The sequence below is a fragment of the Bacillus sp. XB1 genome (assembly GCF_053557995.1).
Genome location: NZ_JBNRIL010000006.1, coordinates 1 through 17,763, shown reverse-complemented (window position 1 = coordinate 17,763; position 17,763 = coordinate 1). Strand labels below are relative to the sequence as shown.

General features: G+C 34.7%; 12 protein-coding genes, 16 tRNA genes and 1 rRNA gene. 1 reads left to right on the top strand and 28 read right to left on the bottom strand.

What is annotated here, in order from left to right; all coding sequences use genetic code 11:
* The 12 genes from ACK1U5_RS25305 to ACK1U5_RS25250 all read right to left on the bottom strand — a co-directional run.
* On the bottom strand, nucleotides 1-2,640 hold a 2,640-nt coding region (locus tag ACK1U5_RS25305; RefSeq protein WP_448814843.1), incomplete at its 3' end, for a leucine-rich repeat domain-containing protein.
* Nucleotides 2,641-2,768: 128 nt separating this feature from the next.
* Nucleotides 2,769-3,944, bottom strand: coding sequence for a sporulation protein YhbH (gene yhbH / locus ACK1U5_RS25300; protein WP_000503518.1), 1,176 nt, complete (start codon nucleotides 3,942-3,944; stop codon nucleotides 2,769-2,771).
* Between the two features lie 452 nt (nucleotides 3,945-4,396).
* Nucleotides 4,397-6,292, bottom strand: coding sequence for a PrkA family serine protein kinase (locus tag ACK1U5_RS25295; RefSeq protein ID WP_000353273.1), 1,896 nt, complete (start codon nucleotides 6,290-6,292; stop codon nucleotides 4,397-4,399).
* Between the two features lie 384 nt (nucleotides 6,293-6,676).
* Nucleotides 6,677-8,746, bottom strand: coding sequence for a sensor domain-containing protein (locus ACK1U5_RS25290; protein WP_000657167.1), 2,070 nt, complete (start codon nucleotides 8,744-8,746; stop codon nucleotides 6,677-6,679).
* Nucleotides 8,747-8,873: 127 nt separating this feature from the next.
* Entirely contained in the window at nucleotides 8,874-9,362 is a 489-nt protein-coding gene (trmL, locus tag ACK1U5_RS25285) for a tRNA (uridine(34)/cytosine(34)/5-carboxymethylaminomethyluridine(34)-2'-O)-methyltransferase TrmL (protein ID WP_000538147.1), read from the bottom strand.
* 58 nt (nucleotides 9,363-9,420) lie between these two features.
* The gene (locus ACK1U5_RS25280) at nucleotides 9,421-10,308 is read right to left on the bottom strand and encodes an amidase domain-containing protein (protein WP_000260592.1); all 888 of its coding nucleotides are present in this window, start codon (nucleotides 10,306-10,308) and stop codon (nucleotides 9,421-9,423) included.
* Nucleotides 10,309-10,352: 44 nt separating this feature from the next.
* On the bottom strand, nucleotides 10,353-11,495 hold the full coding sequence (queG, locus tag ACK1U5_RS25275) for a tRNA epoxyqueuosine(34) reductase QueG (protein WP_000345216.1): 1,143 nt from the start codon (nucleotides 11,493-11,495) through the stop codon (nucleotides 10,353-10,355).
* A gap of 199 nt (nucleotides 11,496-11,694) precedes the next feature.
* Nucleotides 11,695-11,768, bottom strand: a tRNA-Gly gene (locus ACK1U5_RS25270).
* A 115-nt stretch (nucleotides 11,769-11,883) separates the two neighbouring features.
* On the bottom strand, nucleotides 11,884-12,534 hold the full coding sequence (locus ACK1U5_RS25265) for a DsbA family protein (RefSeq protein ID WP_000841306.1): 651 nt from the start codon (nucleotides 12,532-12,534) through the stop codon (nucleotides 11,884-11,886).
* A gap of 187 nt (nucleotides 12,535-12,721) precedes the next feature.
* Nucleotides 12,722-13,498, bottom strand: coding sequence for a transglycosylase domain-containing protein (locus tag ACK1U5_RS25260; protein WP_000664715.1), 777 nt, complete (start codon nucleotides 13,496-13,498; stop codon nucleotides 12,722-12,724).
* 492 nt (nucleotides 13,499-13,990) lie between these two features.
* Entirely contained in the window at nucleotides 13,991-14,452 is a 462-nt protein-coding gene (locus ACK1U5_RS25255) for an NUDIX hydrolase (protein WP_050964460.1), read from the bottom strand.
* Between the two features lie 145 nt (nucleotides 14,453-14,597).
* A complete protein-coding gene (locus ACK1U5_RS25250; protein WP_000532952.1) occupies nucleotides 14,598-15,317 on the bottom strand; it encodes a YebC/PmpR family DNA-binding transcriptional regulator in 720 nt (239 codons plus the stop codon).
* Between the two features lie 351 nt (nucleotides 15,318-15,668).
* Between ACK1U5_RS25250 and ACK1U5_RS25245 the strand changes: the two genes are divergently transcribed.
* Nucleotides 15,669-15,989, top strand: a complete 321-nt coding sequence (locus ACK1U5_RS25245) for a DUF3884 family protein (RefSeq protein WP_000149816.1) — start codon at nucleotides 15,669-15,671, stop codon at nucleotides 15,987-15,989.
* Nucleotides 15,990-16,106: 117 nt separating this feature from the next.
* On the opposite strand, the gene ACK1U5_RS25240 is transcribed toward ACK1U5_RS25245, so the two are convergent.
* The 16 genes from ACK1U5_RS25240 to rrf all read right to left on the bottom strand — a co-directional run bounded on the left by ACK1U5_RS25240 (nucleotide 16,107) and on the right by rrf (nucleotide 17,597).
* A tRNA-Leu gene (locus ACK1U5_RS25240) sits at nucleotides 16,107-16,188 on the bottom strand.
* A 10-nt stretch (nucleotides 16,189-16,198) separates the two neighbouring features.
* Nucleotides 16,199-16,269, bottom strand: a tRNA-Cys gene (locus ACK1U5_RS25235).
* Between the two features lie 13 nt (nucleotides 16,270-16,282).
* A tRNA-Gly gene (locus ACK1U5_RS25230) sits at nucleotides 16,283-16,357 on the bottom strand.
* 5 nt (nucleotides 16,358-16,362) lie between these two features.
* Nucleotides 16,363-16,437 (bottom strand) — tRNA-Gln (locus ACK1U5_RS25225).
* 63 nt (nucleotides 16,438-16,500) lie between these two features.
* Nucleotides 16,501-16,576: transfer RNA gene (locus ACK1U5_RS25220), tRNA-His, on the bottom strand.
* Between the two features lie 20 nt (nucleotides 16,577-16,596).
* Nucleotides 16,597-16,670 (bottom strand) — tRNA-Trp (locus ACK1U5_RS25215).
* Nucleotides 16,671-16,677: 7 nt separating this feature from the next.
* Nucleotides 16,678-16,761: transfer RNA gene (locus ACK1U5_RS25210), tRNA-Tyr, on the bottom strand.
* Between the two features lie 10 nt (nucleotides 16,762-16,771).
* A tRNA-Thr gene (locus ACK1U5_RS25205) sits at nucleotides 16,772-16,847 on the bottom strand.
* Nucleotides 16,848-16,865: 18 nt separating this feature from the next.
* Nucleotides 16,866-16,941: transfer RNA gene (locus tag ACK1U5_RS25200), tRNA-Phe, on the bottom strand.
* A 9-nt stretch (nucleotides 16,942-16,950) separates the two neighbouring features.
* Nucleotides 16,951-17,026, bottom strand: a tRNA-Asp gene (locus ACK1U5_RS25195).
* 3 nt (nucleotides 17,027-17,029) lie between these two features.
* Nucleotides 17,030-17,106, bottom strand: a tRNA-Met gene (locus ACK1U5_RS25190).
* 26 nt (nucleotides 17,107-17,132) lie between these two features.
* Nucleotides 17,133-17,208, bottom strand: a tRNA-Val gene (locus tag ACK1U5_RS25185).
* Between the two features lie 4 nt (nucleotides 17,209-17,212).
* Nucleotides 17,213-17,287 (bottom strand) — tRNA-Glu (locus ACK1U5_RS25180).
* A gap of 17 nt (nucleotides 17,288-17,304) precedes the next feature.
* Nucleotides 17,305-17,396 (bottom strand) — tRNA-Ser (locus tag ACK1U5_RS25175).
* A 2-nt stretch (nucleotides 17,397-17,398) separates the two neighbouring features.
* Nucleotides 17,399-17,473: transfer RNA gene (locus tag ACK1U5_RS25170), tRNA-Asn, on the bottom strand.
* A gap of 8 nt (nucleotides 17,474-17,481) precedes the next feature.
* Nucleotides 17,482-17,597: ribosomal RNA gene (gene rrf / locus ACK1U5_RS25165) — 5S ribosomal RNA — on the bottom strand.
* Nucleotides 17,598-17,763 lie beyond the last annotated feature (166 nt).

Sequence of the window (17,763 nt, the reverse complement as noted above, 5' to 3'; positions counted from 1 at the left end):
AACTTCTTTTACCGGCTCTTTTTCTTCTTCTTTCGATTCTTCAACTTCTTTTACTGGCTCTTTCACTTCTTCTTTTGTTTCTTCAACTTCTTTTACCGGCTCTTTCACTTCTTCTTTTGTTTCTTCAACTTCTTTTACCGGCTCTTTTTCTTCTTCTTTCGATTCTTCAACTTCTTTTACTGGTTCTTTCACTTCTTCTTTTGTTTCTTCAACTTCTTTTACTGGTTCTTTCACTTCTTCTTTTGTTTCTTCAACTTCTTTTACCGGTTCTTTCACTTCTTCTTTTGGTATTAATTTTTCTACTATATTCTGCATTACAATGCCACTATATAATATGCCAGTCTCATAATGATCTGCATCTAAATCAAATTCATATATTTTTTCTCCTAAAGTACGCCAAATGATTCCCTCATCAGTAAGCGTTCCACCTTCACTCTTTAGTGTAATTTTTTCAATTGGCTCTCCCTCTAAATCATATACAGAAATTTTCACTTCTTTATTTATTTCTGCATCATCCAAAATGACCTTTTGCCTTCTAACATCAATTGTTATCCACTGACCTAATTGTATTAATGGCCTTACATCACGAATCTCATTTTCAGCTAATTTTAAACTAAGTAAGTCTAGCATTGATCCAAGAACCGTTACATCTTTAATACGATTATCTGTAAGATTTAACCACTGTAAATTTTCCAATGAAGATAGTGGTGTTATATCTTCAATTTGATTATGAGATACATTCACATTATTCAATTGTTTCAAGTTTGAGATGAACTCAATATTTTTCAGGCCTACTCCTTCTAAAGTGAGTTTTTCTAAGTTCGTCATATACTCTAAACCTGTTATATTTTTTATCTCATTTCCATTTTCTTTAAGTATCTCTAATTTTTTAATCTGTAATAAATCTTCTTTTGTAATAGGAGCGTTTAAATTCTCTCTACCTAAATTCTCTTTATTAATATGTTGTTGTAAAGTTTTATCGAGAATTACATTTTCCTTTTGTTCATTATCCTCTTTTATTGTTTCCTTGATTTCGTCTAATCTTTCAACAACATTTTGAATTACTGTTCCATTAAACTTAATACGGTTCTCTTCTGGCTTTATATCCAACGTAAATTCGTATGTTTTTTCACCAGTAGTCCCCCATTTAACAGAACCATTATTAACTATCCCATCTTCACTCTTCAATTGAATAGTATCAAGTGGCTCTCCTTGTAAATTATAGATAGGTATTTTAACTTCCTTATCTTTTTCTACATTATCTAAAAAGATTTTTTGTCTTTGAATATCGATATATATTCTTTTTCCTAGCTCTTGAACAGGTCTAACATCACGAATTTCATTTGAACCTAGCTTTAAATCATATAAGTCTGTTAAGTGACTGAGTGGCGTTATATCTGAAATATAGTTTTCTTCTAAATTAAGTGATTGTACAGTAGACAATCTTGATAAAGGTTCGATGTTTTCTAATTCATTTTTAGCAAGATCTAACTCTACTAATTTTTTCATTGATGTAATATGTTCAATATTTGTAAGTCCATTGTTACTTAAAGATAAGTTTTTTACATTTTTCAATTTCTCAATTCCAGCAAGGTTATCATTACTAATTTGATTATTTGCCACAGTCAAAGTCCTTAAAGATTTCACTGTAAATAATGGTTTAATATCTTTTATATAATTACTATTTAAATCTAGCATTTTAATCTTCTTCATTTGGCTTAATGGGCTTAAATCTGAGATTTTATTGTTTCTCAAAGTTAAAAACTCAATATGCTCTAACTCAGCCAAAGGTCCAATATCTTCAAGTTCACCATAGGTTATACTTAATGATTTTAATTGTCTCAATCCCGAGATAAATTTTATATTTTTTAACTTAACTTCTTCCAACTTTAAGTTTTCTAAGTTCGTCATATATTCTAGACCGCTTACGTCTTGTATTCCTTTATTTTTAGCTTCAACGACTATTAAAGATTTAACTTTTAATAAATCTTCCTTAGTTATTGGAGTATCTAGATTTTCTCTATTCAAATTATATTTATTAATATGCCTTTGTAGTTGCTTATCTACTATTACATTTCCAATTCCATCTTGTTGATCCACTTTATCCTCTTTATTTTCCTTTTGTTTTTCTGGAACATTTTTCTCTAAATTCAATGTATTTACTTCAAACTGTACTTGATACTTATTGTCATAGGCCATCGTTGGAATATAAATATGCATTTTCATATTGTATCTTTTTCCTAATTCCCCTACTTCAAACTGAATCACTTTCGTTCCATTTTTCTTTTTATCTTCTGATATTACTTTCACATCATGAAACACACCTGGAGTATGAATATCCTCTGTTTTCAAGTATTGAAAGAAATCACTATCACTTAATGTTGCTGTTACAATTTTCTTTCCATTCTCAATTGTTAATTTCGGATCCTTTATATAAACAGCTGCCATAGACTCTTCATTCGTTTTATCTTTATACGCTTTAATAACAGCGTCATATGTACCATCTTCTAAACCTTGTCCAGTTTTATTCGCCTCAATTGCTACTGCCGCTAAAGCAGGTGTTGAATAAACAGCAAACGGAAGTGATAACGCTGCCGCTATAATCATTGCATTTATACGTTTTCTTTTATTTTGTTTCAACTTTACATCTCCTCCGAAATATATAATTCGAAATGTAATCATTTCTCGAATAAATGATAATGATTTTCATTATCATTGTCAACTAGGAAAATAAAAAGTTTACAAAAAAAGAACCTCTTTAAAAGAGGTTATGCCATTTTCTCACCTGATTCTTCTCTAAAAAAGCTTTTCATCGCATGAAACACGTCTGCTTTTTGCTTTAAAATATAGTATCTAAAGTTTTCATCTTTAATATTTTTATAGGCTGACATGAGTGTACTATGGCGGTTGTACTGGTTCACTTCCCCATACCCAAACATATTACACTTCTTCATTAGCTCTTCAACAAGTTTTACACATCTAGCATTATCTGATGTTAAATTATCACCATCTGAAAAATGGAATGGATAAATATTATAGCGGTCTGGTGAATATTTATTATCGATAAGTTCGAGTGCTTTTTTGTATACAGAAGAACAAATCGTTCCGCCACTTTCTCCTTTTGAGAAAAACTCTTCCTCTGGAACTACTTTTGCCTCCGTATGATGGGCAATAAATTCAATATCTACTGTTTCATACTTTGTGCGTAAAAATCTTGTCATCCAGAAAAAGAAGCTACGTGCCATATATTTCTCCCATATTCCCATCGATCCACTCGTATCCATCATCGCTAATACAACAGCTTTTGAATCTGGCTTTAATACTTCATTCCAAGTGCGGAACTTTAAGTCTTCTTGGTGAATCGGATGAAAAGATGCTTTACCACTCATTGCATTTCGTTTATATGCGGATATCATTGTTCGTTTCTTATCGATATTTCCCCATAATCCTGTTTTTCTAATGTCATTAAATTCAACATGTTCAATCCGGTTTTCATCCATTTCTTTTCTCTTTAAATTAGGCAGTTCTAACTCTCTGAAAAACGCTTGCTCTAATTCTAAAATAGAGACTTCAGCTTCATAGTAATCTTCCCCAGCTGCATCTCCTGCTCCTTGCCCTTTTCCTGGCCCTTTTTGTTTTTGACCACCTGATCCATCTCTCGCAACGACATCACCAACTTTGCTGTCACCGTTTCCTTGCCCAACATGTTTATTTTTATCATAATTGTATCTAATCTTATATTCATCTAGAGAACGAATTGGTATTTTTACAACATCCTTGCCATTAGACATAACTATACTTTCTTCTGTTACAAGATCGGGTAAATTATTCTTAATTGCCTCTTGTACTTTTTCTTGATGGCGCTGTTGGTCGTCATATCCTTTGCGATGGAGGGACCAGTTTTCCTGTGAAATCGTATAATTTGGTTGATTTTCTTCGCCCATTCCTTTCCCTCCTTACTGTAATTGTCTTCCTGTATGAACAGCAATCTATAAATTTTGTTCTGTAATGTGCAAGCTAGAATGTTTGAAAGGTAACTGCCCATAGAAAATCATCCCATAAACATTTATAACGTTTTTCATACAATACCCCGAGCATCCTAAACAAAATTTTGCCACTCACATAATAGAAAGAAATATTCAGCCACTGATAAGAAAGAAACACAATGCATTGTTGCACACATTTTTACTTTGCAACATATTGTATTGTGTTGGCTTTTTTCGTATGAATGGTTGGTTACTCTATCATATGCATATTGTAAAAATAATTGACAATAAATTCATAAAATTGCATCTTAATTTATTACATTTGGACAAGGTATGACACTTTATACACATATGAACGGATAATAAAACGCTGTCCCGCAAAATACAAGAGACAGCGTTTTGTTATCAAACTATCTGTTTAACAAGCTACCTACATAGCGTAGTAATTCATTTGCTGAAGAAGAATTATAGCCATGCTCATCAATTAAACGCGCAACAACATCATTGATTTTCTTAAGCTGATTTTCGTCCGGCGTTTTCGTTGATGTTGTAATTTTCACTATATCTTTTAAATCAGCAAATAGTTTTTTCTGAATCGCTTCACGAAGACGTTCATGTGAATTATAATCAAAGCGTTTTCCTTTACGGGCATAAGCAGAAATGCGAATTAAAATCTCTTCACGGAACGCTTTCTTAGCATTTTCTGAAATTCCGATTTGCTCTTCAATTGAGCGCATTAATTTTTCATCTGGACTCATTTCTTCTCCTGTTAACGGATCACGTAATTTCGATTTATTGCAGTACGCCTCGACGTTATCTAAGTAATTATCCATAAGCGTCTTAGCTGATTCTTCATATGAATAAACAAACGCTTTTTGTACTTCTTTCTTCGCGATTTCATCGTATTCTTTTCTCGCTAATGAGATGAAATTCATGTAACGTTCACGGTCTTCATTACTAATGGATGGATGCTGATCTAGCCCATCTTTTAAAGATCTAAGTACATCTAACGCGTTAATAGATGGTACCTCTTTTCGAATGATTGTAGACGAAATTCGGTTAATGACATAACGAGGATCAATACCCTTCATACCTTCATCTTGATATTCGCGTTGTAATTCTTCTACATCAATCGCATTATAACCTTCTACCGTTTCTCCATCATACAAACGCATCTTTTTAATTAAATCAATATCCGGACGCTTCGGATCTTTTAAACGAGTTAAAATAGTGAACATTGCTGCAACGCGAAGTGTGTGTGGTGCAATGTGAACATTCGATACATCACTTTCACGAATCATTTTTTCATAAATATGTTCTTCTTCACTTACTCGTAAATTATAAGGAACTGGCATTACAATAATTCTTGAGTGCAATGCTTCATTTTTCTTATTTGCTATAAATGAGCGATACTCTGTTTCATTCGTATGCGCTACAATTAATTCATCTGCTGAAATAAGCGCAAATCTTCCCGCTTTGAAATTCCCTTCTTGCGTAAGCGATAATAAGTGCCATAAAAACTTCTCATCGCATTTTAACATCTCTTGGAACTCCATCATTCCTCGGTTTGCCTTATTTAATTCTCCATCAAATCGATACGCACGCGGATCTGATTCTGAACCATATTCTGCAATCGTAGAAAAGTCCAGACTACCTGTTAAATCTGCAATATCCTGTGATTTTGGATCAGACGGGCTAAATGTACCAATCCCTGTACGGCGATCTTCCGAGAAGAAAATACGCTCTACAACTACATCCTCAATTCTTGATCCGTATTCTTGCTCTAAACGCATGACATTTAGTGGTGATAAATTCCCTTCAATTCTAACCCCATACTCATCAAAGAAATCATCTCGTAAATGATGTGGAATTAAATGCAGTGGATCCTCGTGCATTGGGCATCCTTTAATTGCAAAAATTGCTCCGCGATCTGTTCTTGAATATGTTTCTAATCCTCGTTTCAACATTGTAACTAACGTTGATTTCCCTCCACTAACAGGACCCATTAATAATAAAATTCTTTTTCTAACATCTAATCGTTTTGCAGATGGATGAAAATATTCCTCTACAAGACGTTCTAGAGCATCCTCTAATCCAAAGAGCTGATTACTAAAGAAGTTATACTTTCTTCTACCATCAACTTCTTCAATTCCAGCATCTTTTATCATATTGTAAATGCGAGAGTGTGCTGTTTGAGCCACCCATGGTCTTTCTTTCACAAGCTCCAAATACTCCGCAAACGTACCTTCCCATTGTAAACGTTCTTCTGCTGCTCGATGCTGTTCAATCTTTTTTAGAATATCCATTATAGCTCCTCCCCCATCTCCTTGTTCAATCGGATTATTATAAAAGGTATGCTAGGATGTCCTTAAACATTCTTTAAATCAAAACGAAATATATAATAGCACACTAAAATTCTCTCCAAAATTCAAAGAAAATTCTGTATAATATAGGTATTAACATTTTTACACTGCTATTCATTATAAATAAATTCTTTTCTTCTAAGAACCTTACATACATTTTGGGTAATAAATAAAACTCATGAACCGAAAAAAGTAAGGAGGATATTAGTATGAAATTATTATTAATTTTAGGTGTATCACTCACATTTCTTACAGCTATTTTTACATCCGGTTACAATGACAAACCAGGTACACATAAAAAATGATGTGCTTTTAGCACATCATTTTTTATTTATAATACATATTTTCCATATCATATTTGGATAGTGGTCGGCTATAATAATAGCCTTGTACAAGCTTCACATTCTTTTCTTTCAAAAACTGTATTTGCTCCTTTTTTTCTACTCCTTCTGCAATTACATTTAATTCTAAAGTATGAGCTAAATGAATAATTGCAGCTGTAATATTCGTATCACGTTCATCTATATGTATACCTTCCATAAAAGAACGATCAATTTTTAAAGTATCAATTGGATATGTTTTTAAATAACTTAAAGATGAATAGCCTGTTCCAAAATCATCTAAATGAATCTTTAAATTTTTCTCTTTTAATTGTAGTAACACTCTCTTCGATATATCTTTATGTATAAGAGCTCCTTCTGTAACCTCTATCGCTAATAAATGAGTTGGTACATTGTACTTATTTAAAGCCCGTGTAATCATCTCTATTAATGTAATAGAACGAAAGTGTCTAGCTGAAATATTAACTGCAATTGGGACCACATCATACCCTTTATTTAACCATTCGCGCAATTGCTGACACACTTGATTTACTACCCATTCATCCAGCTTAATAATAAATCCTGTTCTTTCTGCCAACGGAATAAATTGGTTTGGAGAAACAAATCCTAATTCCTTATTCTCCCACCTTATTAAAGCTTCCATACTAGCTATTTTTTTCGTTTCAATATTAATTTGTGGCTGATAATATAAGAAAAATTCATTTTTTTCTATAGCACGGTGCAACTGGTTTTCTATTATAAACCTTTGTTCACGCTCACAGTCTAATCCACTACAATAAAAATGATAGTGTCCTTTTCCTTTTTCTTTTGCTTTTTCTAAAGCAGCATCGACTCTCTGAAATAGTATTTTTTCATCTTCTCCATCTGCTGGAGCCATTACAATTCCAATTGACGCACTTAAATATACATCTTCTTCTTCGATTACAAAATATTCACTAATATTTTTCAGTATGCTTTTTGCAATTTCCTCTACATATTCTTTCGTTATATTTTCTATCAACATAACAAATTGATCATCGTGTTCTCTAAATAAGTGCATATCTTCTATTTTTAGATTGCTTAAACATTCTGTAACTTTTTGTAATACTTTATCTCCCTCTTTATGACCAAATGTATCATTAATACGATGAAACTCATCTAAATCTATAAATACAAGTGCAAAATTTACACTCTCATTTAAAAAAGTATTTAACTTATTTGTACATGAAATTCTATTCATTAATCCCGTTAACTGGTCATAGTAAGCTAAATATTCTGTTCGCATTTCGTTTAATACTTGCCTTGTAACATCTCTCGTAACAATATAAATCCCAACAATTTCACCGTTCACAATAATCGGGATAGTTCTCAAAGAAATATATAGCTCGTACCCTTCTTTATGAACATATTTCTTTGAAACAATTTGTTTTGCTTTTCCTTGCATCGATCCCTTAAATATAATTTGAAAATCTTTTTCATATTCTTTATTAATGAATTCAAAAATAAATTTATTATTTAATTCCTCATACCGGTATCCAAATATTTCATACGTTGCCGGATTTGCATATGTAACTCTCCCTATAGAATCTATAGATATAATTGAGTCATTATTATATTCCAGTAACGACTTAAATAACATTTGTTTTTCCTCTATCTCTGTCTTCTCCTCAATTTGAGCTGTAATATCTCTTGTAATACAAATAACAAATTGACATATTCCTTCTTCGTCGCAGACAGGATTAAGTGAAGATTCATAGTGTATCTCACCTTTTGGTAAATTGACTACATCACAAAAGGTGTGTGCTTTCGCTTCTCTCACTACTTTTGCATATTGCCTTTGCAATATCCCCGCTATATCTTTTGGTAATACTTCTGCAAAGGTTTTTCCATAGCACTCTTCGCTTAACCTAGCATAATCCATTCCTATTTTATTCACATACATATATTGAAACGTTTCATTATCAATAACTTTCAATATGAATACTAAATCTTGAATAGCATGTAATAATCCTTGTCTAATTAAATCCATATCTATCATACTTAAAAAGGTATTTTGATTACTATATTCTTCCTTCATATTTATCTCAACCCGTCTTATCTATTTTTAATCATATATCCCATTCTATATGATTATGTCCTCTCTTTTAAATGTATGATTATATATTATTTTTATTTTATAAAAAAAAGTCGCCATATGGCGACTTTTAATAAACGATTTCTAAATCTAATCCAGGGTAATTTTGTTGACGGAACGCTTCATAAATTAAAATTGCTGCTGTATTAGATAAATTTAATGAACGTACTTTATCTGTCATTGGAATACGTAAACAATGATCAAAGTTTTCTTCGATTACATTAGCTGGTAAGCCGTTTGTTTCTCTTCCAAATACAAAATAGTAATCCTTCTCGCGCTTGCTATAGTCAAACGCTGTATGAGCTTTCTCGCCATACTTTGTTAAATAGAAGAATTCACCGTCTTTATTTTTTTCATAAAATTCTTCAATTGAATCATAGTACGTAATTTTTACGTGCTGCCAATAATCTAATCCTGCACGCTTTAACATTTTATCATCCGTTGAAAATCCAAGCGGTCTAATCAAATGTAATTCTGTTCCAGTTGCTGCACAAGTACGAGCAATATTCCCTGTATTTGCTGGAATTTCTGGCTGATATAAAACAACATGTACTCCCACGCGATATTCACCTCTGTTTTTTGTCTACTACGTATTATACCACTTGAGCGAAAAATCTCTACCCATTAATAATATGAAAGAATTTATATTTCATTTGTGGTGTATATTTACTAGAGTCTTCATAGTTCCAATAACGTCGACGGCTATTCGCTGAATGTGCATTTACAAGCGGCATACCATCTGCATCTTTTGCTACTACAATCGTCGTATGATTCCATCTTCCGTCATCCTCGAAATCATAAGCAATGACATCTCCAAGAATAAGTTCTTCTGGCCTCTCTACCGCCTCTGCTCGAAGTCCTGTTGTAGCACCTGACAAATACCAATAAAAAGAATGTGCAACAGCCCAGCTCCAGCTCCACTGATTCTCCCTTTGCCACCATCCTTTACGAATATTAGGATATCCGCTCATAGGTACTTCTCCAGTATGAAGACATTGAGAAATGAAATTCGTACAATTATCAGGGAAATTACGATACATAGGATTTCGGTCATCCCACCAACGCTCTGCATATTTCACTGCCTCTAAACGATTATACTGATAAGAACCGTACTTCTCTTTCGTAATTTCCCTTTCTAATGTCTCACCCATTCTAATTTCTTCTGACACTTCAATAGCATAATCGCCTATAATCCGACTATTATTTAAACAAACTCTTCGTTTTAATTGTTCCTCTTCAATATAAAATAATTCTTTATGCTTAATTAAATATTTAAAATGTATTTGATAATCAATTTCTTGATGGTCATTACTATTTAATTGTCTAATGAAAGAAACATCCGCAGTTGCTTTCACTATATGTGCACTACGTCTTTGAAACAATTGTTTCTTTCTCAGTGCCATTTGTAGTAAATCCTCAGCAATACCATCCACATTCGTTCTTTTCTCCGTTATATATGCTAAAAATTGTTGTACTTGGTTTTCAATCTTCGTTTTTACAACCATTCTGTCTCCCTCCCATATTACAATATGAAAAAGGGAAATATTATCTACTCTTTTTTCTGTGCTAACAATTCAAGCCCGCGATTCATTTCATGAAGCACTTCTTCATCTTTCTCACGTTCCATCGCTTTCTCAATCGCTTCGCCTACTCCATCTCCGCCAATTTTCCCAAGTGCCCATGCTGCCGTTCCGCGTAGTACTGGTCTTGGGTCATCTTTCATAACACCAATTAAATCAGGAATTGCCGATGTTTCTTTAAAATGTGCTAATGCTAAAATCGCATTTCTTTGCAGTGGCTTTTTCCCTCTCCATGACCCTGACATAATCCCATATTTCTCTTTAAAATCACGATTACTAATTGTTAAAAGTGGCGTTAATAATGGTTTAACTAGCTCAGGATCCGGCTCCATCTCAGGATGATTATGAAAATCCATTCCTTTGTTTTTCGGGCAAACAGTCTGACACGTATCACATCCATATATACGATTTCCTATTTTATCGCGATATTCTTCAGGTAGGAATCCTTTCGTCTGTGTTAAAAACGCAATACACTTCTTCGAATCTAACTGTCCCCCCTGTATTAAAGCACCGGTAGGACAAATATCGATACATTTCGTACAGCCCCCGCATTGATCTTCTATCGGCTTATCTGGCGGGAATGGAACATTTGTAATCATTTCCCCTAAGTATACGTACGAACCAAATTCAGGTGTAATAATAGAGCAGTTTTTACCGCTCCATCCAATGCCTGCACGCTCTGATACAGCTCGATCACTTAATTCACCTGTATCAACCATGGACTTCACTTCTATATCCGGAAGTTTTTCAATTAAATATGCTTCTAATTTTTGCAAACGATCTCGTAAAACAAGATGATAATCTTGTCCCCAAGAAGCACGACAAAAAATCCCACGGCGTTCTCCACGCTTACTTAATGGTGCATTTTTTAATTTTGAAGGATATGCTAAAGCAATCGCAATAATTGATTTAGCACCCGGTAATAACAGTTGCGGATTCGTTCTCTTCTCTATATCAGGCTCTTCAAATCCAGATTGATAATTTAATTGTTGTTGCTGGATTAAGCGCTGCTTTAATTCCTCAAAAGGAGAAGCACTCGCAAAGCCTATTTTATCTATGCCAATTGTTTTACTATACGCAATTACATCTTGCTTTAATTGTTCAAAATCCACTCTTAATCGCCTCCTCAGATGAATCCATCCCTTATGTAACGACTCTATTGGTTAGTAATTCACTTTTGGAATACTATTATTTACTTCTATTTTCGCATGTAATTAGGTTTTTCAAACATTAAAAAACGCAATGCCTCGTTTATCTCGGAAACGAAACACTGCGTTGATCACAATTTATAGAAAAACATTTAATAAAATTTGGAGCGGGTGAAGAGAATCGAACTCTCGACCAGAGCTTGGAAGGCTCTTGTTTTACCACTAAACTACACCCGCAAATATGAATTACATATAAGATATTAGAATAACTTATGTAAAGTAGTATAGCATGTAAAAAAAGTAGAGGCAAGAATTTTATCGAAAAAAGTCGAAAAAGTGATGAGAGACCTCATCACTTTTTCAATTCTTTATCAATTGCCTTCTTCATACTATCGAAATCAGGGTTTGCAAGATTTCCGTTTACATATACAGAAGGAGCACCTTGAACTTTTAATTTTTGAGCACGATCTGAATCTTTACGTACTTTTTCTTTAATGTCTTTACTGTGTAAATCTTTCTTAAATTGCTCTACATCAACTTTTGGAAGTTTCTCTTTCACAATGCTAAGAAGCAAATCTTCTGTAATCCATTCTTCCGTATCTTTCTTTTGATTTTGATAAATCTCATCATAGAAGATCCAGAATGAATCTTTATCTTGTTTATAAATTGCTTCACCAGCTGCTGCACCTAAATCCGAGTCTTTTCCGATAAATGGGAAGTTAATAAAATATAACTGCACTTTGCCTTTATCAATATACTCTTCTTTTAATCGAGGTAATACTGTTACATCCCAAGTACGACAAGCAGGACATTTAAAGTCTCCAAATTCAACTACCTTAACTGGAGCATCATCTTTCCCTAAAGATTGTTGCGTAGAATAAGCAAACATCTCATTCCCTTTATCTTTTTTGTCATTTATGATGCTATACGCAATTGTTCCAATTACAATCAATACTGCGATAGAAAAAACTATACCAAGAGCCATGAGTTTATTTGATTTCATATACATTCCTCTTTAAATTCATATTCTGTATACAGCATTGTACACAATACACATAATATCAACACTTATATACGTCACGCAATGAACACGCTCACATAAATTACAAAAACACAATAATTGTGACGATATTGTGTCACAATTTGTCACAATTTATTCAAAAAAAGAAGCTCCTCTGTAGGAACTTCTCTTAACTTACTGCTTTTTTACGCGCGCTATTTAACATCGACTGCTCTATTTTTATATCATGACGAATTACTAATTTCTCACTAACTGCTTGAACATACTCATCATGGCTTATATAGCCTTCTTTCTCCATTAGTCTCAAAACGACATTTCGTCTCTCTACTGCTTTATCATAGTTTTGGGCAGGTGAGTAATAAGCAGGTGCTTTTACTACAGCAGCCATCATTGCACTTTCAGCCAACGTTAATTGGTTCACCTTTTTACCGAAGTAAAGGTTTGCTGCTTTTTCAATTCCCCACGCTCCTTCTCCATAATAAATATTACTTACATATAATTTTAAAATTTCATCCTTCGTAAATGTGCGTTCAATTTTTTTCGTATAAAAAATCTCTTTCCACTTACGAGAAAATGTACGTTCATTTGTTAAAAAGGCATTTTTAGATAGCTGTTGTGTAATCGTGCTTCCTCCTTGCACGACACCACCAGCCTTTATATTCTCAACTGAGGCTCTAATAATTGCTATATAATCTAAACCGTTATGATGATAAAATCTTTTATCTTCTGTCGCAATAAATGCATGTGTTAATGATTCTGGCACCTCTAACTTAGCCGGTACATGTAATTTACTAATATCACTTTTCTCAATCATTACATTTCCAATGAATAATAACGTACAACTTAACAATAATAATAATATAATGGCTTTATAAAAAAGTTTAGTCATTGGATTTAATGCAACTTTTTGATGATAGTTCACCCTAGATAATACTCGTTCTTTCATCTTGAACACCTCTTTTCCACACAGCATATAACTCTTACTTTAAGAATACATTGTTGTAAAAAAATATCCCATCGATTTCTCTTACACGTACCTTACATCATTGTAAGGTATAAAGTGGAACTTTAATGAGCCCTCATCAATCAGGCTTACTGTCCAGCAAATAGTGGGATAAAAAAGTATTGTATCACAGTATTTTTTTATCTACTATTCATCTGAAATATTGAATATAGGTTATGTTAAAGCATGAATAACCAATAAAAGAGAAACCCTTAAGACTATTATATTTTCACTTTACACTTTAATTATATCATCTACAAATATATATACTTTTGACTATCTAGTAATCTAAATGTATATAACATATAGATTTATTATACAGAACAAACGTTCTACAAATCAATACTAGTGCTATTATTATTTTGACCTTTTTCTTAAACAGTATACAAAAAAGAGTAGTGATTCGAATGTATCTCAAATCGGCTACTCTTTTCTTTACAATCTTCCTATTAAATTATACGGCTGTACTTCCCACGTTTCACACGGAATAAAATGTGTTGCTCTCATTGCATCAAGCGTTCTGGATTTCATATGAGGACGCGTTATATACTCATCTATGTTCTCTTCATTTAAATCAACAAATTTAGCCTCTTGTATCTCTTCAGGTTGAGTTTTTATTTCACCACTTATATATGCTACTTTAAAAACAACAGCTAGAATATGCATAGAGGTATTATAATAAACCCCTGTAATTCCGATAGGCTTCACCGTTAACCCTGTTTCCTCTTTTATTTCCCTACAGACAGCTTGATCGAGCGCTTCGCCCTCTTCTACCTGTCCTCCTGGCAACTCCCACGTATCAGCTCGCCAGTGCACTTTTGTTAATAACACTTCATTTTTTTCATTTGTTAAATAACCTGCTACAGCAACTATATGCTTTGGTGTCTTATGTTCCATATTAAGCCTCCTAGAGATAATGAATATTATATATCCCTATAATCATATTCACTACCTACAACAAAATACCTTTAATACTTCATCACCTTAATTAACTTCATAAAAAAAGACCCTATCCGCTAAGCGAAAAGGGTCATCTATCGTATTACTCTCCTAAGTCTACGTTGTGATAAACTTGTTGAACATCTTCCAAATCTTCTAATGCATCAACCATTTTCTCAAATTGTGCTTGAGCATCTTCAGGAAGTGTTACATCACTTTGTGCAAGCATTGTTAATTCTGCAACTGTAAACTCCTCAACGCCAGCACCTTTAAGTGCAGATTGTACTGCATGGAATTGATCTGGTTCAGCATACACGATAACAGAATCTTCTTCTTCTAGAATATCACGTGCATCTACATCTGCTTCCATTAAAATTTCAAGAACTTCATCTGATGTTTTACCTTCAAGGCCGATAACAGCTGTCGCATCAAACATGTAAGCTACAGAACCGTTCACACCCATATTACCACTGTTTTTGCTAAATGCAGCTCGTACATCTGCTGCAGTACGGTTTACGTTATTTGTAAGTGTATCTACAATAACCATAGCTCCATTTGGTCCGAATCCTTCATAACGAAGCTCGTCATAATTTTCTTCTGAACCGCCTTTTGCTTTTTCAACTGCACGATCAATAATTGTTCTTGGAACATTGTATGTTTTCGCACGCTCTAATACAACTCTTAGCGCTTGGTTTGATTCTGGATCTGGCTCGCCTTGTTTTGCTGCCACATAAATTTCACGCCCAAATTTCGCGTATATACGGCTTGTATTTGCATCTTTTGATGCTTTTTTGTCTTTAATATTGTTCCATTTACGGCCCATACTTTCCACTCTCTTTCCCGTTTTAAATCTACATAAAAATATTAATATGAAATATAATGTGTGTTCAACACATTTTTAAAAGAAATATAAAAAGTTCATTTTTGATTCATATTACAGACATAATATAAATCACTATCATTTTGTTCTTTCGACAAGTTATATTATACATGAATTCCTACGTTTATTACGAATTTTAGAAGCACATAGTATAATTTAACAAAAAGACTCTAACATTTCTGTTAGAGTCTTTTTATATTGCTGACACCTATTTCCATAATATTCCCATAATTACTTTCTATTGTTGTATAATAAAAATAGGGAAAAATTTGAAGAAAAGAGAGAGGGAGAATTATGACACATTCAAATGAGAAAAAAGCACATAGTCTTAAAGGGATAGAAGAAAAGTTAAACCCAACTATCTATCAAGTGAGATTCATGAAATTAGATGAACCAATTCAATTTGAGTCGTTCCCTGAATTAAAAGATTTAGGGGACTGGTTAAGTACTTCAACGCATATGTGGGCATGCCACTCAACTATGTATAAGTACAACAGAGAAGGGTTTGAAAAGAAGTTTTTAGAGGTTACAAACTTAACCGTTGATAATGTACTAATATCTACTGGTGGTATCGGATTTAACTTCATGTCACCGGGGTGGAGAAATTCTCTCTAGAGTACTCGAAAGAAATATTGTATATACAATATTTTTTCTGCTTATTTTGTCATGTAATGAAAAGAAAACAAAAAAGATCTATACTAATCGTATAGAGCTTTTTTAAGCCGTTCATGATACCGATGGTCGGGGTCGAACCGACACTCCCGAAGGAACACGATTTTGAGTCGTGCGCGTCTGCCAATTCCGCCACATCGGCACAAAAGAAAAGGCGGCAACCGGATTTGAACCGGTGATAAAGGTTTTGCAGACCTCTGCCTTACCACTTGGCTATGCCGCCATATAAAATTTATTGGAGCGGAAGACGGGATTCGAACCCGCGACCCCAACCTTGGCAAGGTTGTATTCTACCACTGAACTACTTCCGCAAAAATGGCTGGGCTAGCTGGATTCGAACCAGCGCATGACGGAGTCAAAGTCCGTTGCCTTACCGCTTGGCTATAGCCCATCGAATTCTTACTTAATTATATGTAAGTATCCATTAGATTATTTGTAATTTTTAAAATAAAAATGGGGCGACTGATGGGAATCGAACCCACGAATGCCGGAGCCACAATCCGGTGCGTTAACCACTTCGCCACAACCGCCATGTTGTGTAAATATATTTTGGCAGGGGCAGTAGGAATCGAACCCACACTGGAGGTTTTGGAGACCTCAGTTCTACCTTTAAACTATGCCCCTATGTAAATGGTGGAGGGGGGCAGATTCGAACTGCCGAACCCGAAGGAGCGGATTTACAGTCCGCCGCGTTTAGCCACTTCGCTACCCCTCCGAAACTTACATGGTGCCGGCTAGAGGACTTGAACCCCCAACCTACTGATTACAAGTCAGTTGCTCTACCAATTGAGCTAAGCCGGCGTATTTTATTAAAATAAATGGTGGCTCGGGACGGAATCGAACCGCCGACACGAGGATTTTCAGTCCTCTGCTCTACCGACTGAGCTACCGAGCCTTATTAAAATGGCGGTCCCGACCGGGGTCGAACCGGCGATCTCCTGCGTGACAGGCAGGCATGTTAACCACTACACCACGGGACCATTTGGTTGCGGGGACAGGATTTGAACCTGCGACCTTCGGGTTATGAGCCCGACGAGCTACCGTGCTGCTCCACCCCGCGATAATACTATTCATATAAAATTTATATGGTGGAGGATGACGGGATCGAACCGCCGACCCCCTGCTTGTAAGGCAGGTGCTCTCCCAGCTGAGCTAATCCTCCAAAGTGGTGACCCGTACGGGATTCGAACCCGTGTTACCGCCGTGAAAGGGCGGTGTCTTAACCACTTGACCAACGGGCCAAATATTATAAATCCTATGGCGGAGAGCAAGGGATTCGAACCCTTGATACGCTTGTGACGTATACACGATTTCCAATCGTGCTCCTTCGGCCAACTCGGACAGCTCTCCAATGGCTCCGCAGGTAGGAATCGAACCTACGACCGATCGGTTAACAGCCGATAGCTCTACCGCTGAGCTACTGCGGAATAATATTGCCTGGCAACGTCCTACTCTCACAGGGACAAGGTCCCAACTACCATCGGCGCTAGAGAGCTTAACTTCCGTGTTCGGTATGGGAACGGGTGTGACCTCTCTGCCATCATTACCAGACATTATTCTTTTGAGACAATCATTATTATAACTTATTTACTTTAAAAGTCAACAAGTTTTTTATGTTCTCTCAAAACTAGATAACATTGCTACATATTATATGGTTAAGTCCTCGATCTATTAGTATTCGTCAGCTCCACATGTCACCATGCTTCCACCTCGAACC

Bases quoted from the DNA above. Each gene is read 5' to 3' on its own strand.
- ACK1U5_RS25295 (WP_000353273.1), bottom strand. From the start codon at position 6,292: ATGGATATTCTAAAAAAGATTGAACAGCATCGAGCAGCAGAAGAACGT.
- yhbH (WP_000503518.1), bottom strand. From the start codon at position 3,944: ATGGGCGAAGAAAATCAACCAAATTATACGATTTCACAGGAAAACTGG.
- ACK1U5_RS25265 (WP_000841306.1), bottom strand. From the start codon at position 12,534: ATGAAATCAAATAAACTCATGGCTCTTGGTATAGTTTTTTCTATCGCA.
- ACK1U5_RS25250 (WP_000532952.1), bottom strand. From the start codon at position 15,317: ATGGGCCGTAAATGGAACAATATTAAAGACAAAAAAGCATCAAAAGAT.
- ACK1U5_RS25255 (WP_050964460.1), bottom strand. From the start codon at position 14,452: ATGGAACATAAGACACCAAAGCATATAGTTGCTGTAGCAGGTTATTTA.
- ACK1U5_RS25280 (WP_000260592.1), bottom strand. From the start codon at position 10,308: ATGGTTGTAAAAACGAAGATTGAAAACCAAGTACAACAATTTTTAGCA.
- ACK1U5_RS25290 (WP_000657167.1), bottom strand. From the start codon at position 8,746: ATGAAGGAAGAATATAGTAATCAAAATACCTTTTTAAGTATGATAGAT.
- ACK1U5_RS25245 (WP_000149816.1), top strand. From the start codon at position 15,669: ATGACACATTCAAATGAGAAAAAAGCACATAGTCTTAAAGGGATAGAA.
- ACK1U5_RS25260 (WP_000664715.1), bottom strand. From the start codon at position 13,498: ATGAAAGAACGAGTATTATCTAGGGTGAACTATCATCAAAAAGTTGCA.